The following is a 2840-nucleotide window of genomic DNA, read 5'->3' on the forward strand; positions in this document are numbered from 1 at the left end:
CCCCGCTCGCCCATCGGATCCGGGCGGTGCTCCGGAGCCAGGGGTCACCCGCCCACGTGCCGTCCGTCGTCCTGGCCGTCGACGACCTGCCGACGACGCACAACGGCAAGCTGTCCGAGGGCGCGGCGCGCGACGTCCTCAACGGCTCGGCCGCGCGGAACCTGACCGCCCTGCGCAACCCCGGGTCCCTGGCGTCCATCGCTGCGGCGTACCAGGCGGCGACCGTCGCCACGACCGCCGAGAGCCCCGACGAGGCCACGGCCGACCGCGTCACCGGAATCGTGCGGCGGGTGTTCGGCGAGCTCCTCGGCAGCCCCGTGGCGGACGACGTGAACTTCTTCGACGCCGGGGGGACGTCCCGCCAGTCGATGACGCTCCTGCGCCGGCTCCGGCTGGAGCTGGACCGGCCGCTGCCGATGGACGCCTTCCTCGCCGAGCCGACCGTCACGGGCGTCACCCGCGCACTGTCGGCGCCGGTCGAGGAGCAGCGGGCCGTCGAGGCGCTGCGCCCCGGCGACCCGGCACTCCCACCCCTCTACCTGATCCACGGCGCGTACGGGGATCTCGACAGCTTCCAGTTCCTCCTCGAGCACCTCGCCGTGCGCTGCGCCGTCCGGGGTGTCAACGGCTCGCTCACGACCCCGGACGGTGCGCGGCGGCCCGTCGCGGACGTCGCCGCCGCACACGTCGCGGAGGTGACGGCCGCGCAGCCCGACGGGCCGATGAGCCTGGCGGGGTACTCCTTCGGCGGGCTGGTCGCCTACGAGATGGCCTGCCAGCTGGTGGCCGCAGGGCGGGAGGTCGCCTTCCTCGGCCTCCTGGACGTGCGTCCGCCGGTGCGCGGACTCACCCGCGTCGAGCAGCTCGTCAAGCGCGCGGCGGCGGTCCTGGCGACCCTCACCCCGGGCCTGCGCGTCCGGAGCCCCATCCAGGCGGTCGCCGACCTCTTCCGGAACGCCCCTCGGTCCGCGGACGCGGCGGAGGAGGCGGCCGCGGCCGGAACGTACGACCAGTACGTCTGGCGTCCCTACGGAGGACGCGTGACGTTCTTCCGGGTGACCCGGCGCATCCCGGTCATCGAGCACTTCATGTACGCCTGGCGTCGTGTGGCACCGGACCTGAGGACCGTCGACACCCCCGGCGCCCACCACGACATGCTCGGCCGGGAGAACAGCGTCGTCCTGGCCGCTCGCCTCTCCGAGCAGCTCCGGACGTCCGGCGCCGGCTGACGCGCGGACGTCCGCCCGGCGGTCAGAACGACGTGACGACGGCGATGCCGGGCCGCCGGCCCACCTCGGCGAGCGCGGCCCCGGCGTCGTCGAGCGCCAGCTCCCGCGTCACCAGGCGCCCGGGGTCCAGGCGGCCGGCCGCGATCAGGCCGAGCAGCTCCGGATAGGCGTGCGCGGCCATGCCGTGGCTGCCGGACAGCTGCAGCTCCCGGGCGATGACGAGGTCCATCGGGACCTCGGGACGCCCCTCTGCCGGGGGCAGCAGGCCGACCTGCACGTGCCGGCCCCGAGGGCGGAGGCTGCGCACCGAGTTCGTGCAGGTGACGGCGGCGCCCAGGGCGTCGAGCGACAGGTGCGCTCCCCCGCCCGTGAGGTCCGCGACGGCGGCCGGGACGTCCGTGCCGCCGTCCAGCACGTGGTCGGCACCCAGCTCCCGGGCGAGCTCCAGGGCGCCGGCCGAGACGTCGACCGCGACCACCCGCGCGCCGGCCGCGGCGGCGATCTGCACGGCCGAGAGGCCGACGCCGCCGCAGCCGTGCACCACCACCCACTCCCCCGCACGCACGCCGCCGATCTGCACCACGGCGCGGAAGGCGGTGGCGTAGCGGCAGCCCAGTGCCGCGGCGGTGGACAGGTCGAGCTCCGCCGGAACGGCGACGAGGTTGACGTCGGCCGCGTCGAGGGCGACGAACCCCGCCAGCGACCCCCAGTGCGTGAATCCGGGCTGCGTCTGCCGCGCGCAGACCTGGTGGTCGCCGGCCGCGCACTGCGCGCACCGGCCGCAGGCGTTGACGAACGGGACGGTCACCCGGTCGCCGGGCGACCAACGGGCGACACCGGCGCCGACCGCCTCGACCGTGCCCGCCAGCTCGTGCCCCGGCACGTGCGGCAGGACGACGCCCGGGTCGTGGCCCTGCCAGCCGTGCCAGTCGCTGCGGCAGATGCCGCTGGCGGCCACCCGGACGACGACACCGCCGGGCGCCGGGTCCGGAGCAGGCACCTCGCGCACCTCGAGCGGACCACCGAAGGAGTCGAAGAGCAGCGCGCGCACGACCGCCAGCCTGCCGTGCGCCCACCGGCGGCGTGTGCCCGGCCGGGCACACTGTCGCCGTGGACGACCTCGCCGCCCTCCGCCTGGCCTGCGACCGTGCGCTGACGGGGCACGGCCCGCAGACCGCGGCCGACCTGCTGGCGACGATCCCGCCGGACACCGCGATCGACCGCTACGGCCACGGCGGCGTGGTGGCCGAGCTGGAGGCGGAGACCGCCGAGGTGCTCGGCCAGGCCGCCGCCGTCTACCTGCCGAGCGGGGTGATGGCGCAGCTGTCGGTGCTGCGGGTGCACGCGGACCGACGGGGACGGCGCGCCGTCGTGTTCCACCCGGAGTGCCACCTCCGCGAGCACGAGGACCAGGCGCTGGAGCGGCTGCACGGCCTGATCGGCCGGCCGGCCGGCGACCGCAACCGGCTGTTGCTGCGCGCCGACCTCGACGACGTCGCCGAGGCCCCGGCCGCGCTGCTCGTCGAACTGCCGCAGCGGGACCTCGGCGGGCGGCTCCCCCCGTGGGACGACCTCGTGGCCCAGGTGGACTGGGCGCGCGACCGGGGCGCG

The 2840-nt window shown here is 76.5% G+C and carries 3 protein-coding genes; 2 read left to right on the plus strand and 1 reads right to left on the minus strand.

Features of this window, described 5'->3' with window-relative positions; all coding sequences use genetic code 11:
• Positions 1–1229 (plus strand): thioesterase domain-containing protein (locus E4P40_RS27180; protein ID WP_245160625.1); only part of this gene is annotated, 1229 nt, incomplete at its 5' end.
• Positions 1230–1251: 22 nt separating this feature from the next.
• Here the strand turns inward: E4P40_RS27180 and E4P40_RS27185 are convergent.
• A complete protein-coding gene (locus E4P40_RS27185; RefSeq protein ID WP_135161406.1) occupies positions 1252–2280 on the minus strand; it encodes a zinc-binding dehydrogenase in 1029 nt (342 codons plus the stop codon).
• Between the two features lie 59 nt (positions 2281–2339).
• Between E4P40_RS27185 and E4P40_RS27190 the strand changes: the two genes are divergently transcribed.
• A partial coding sequence (locus E4P40_RS27190; RefSeq protein WP_245160626.1) for a beta-eliminating lyase-related protein occupies positions 2340–2840 on the plus strand: 501 nt, incomplete at its 3' end.

The sequence above is a fragment of the Blastococcus sp. CT_GayMR20 genome, assembly GCF_004570345.1.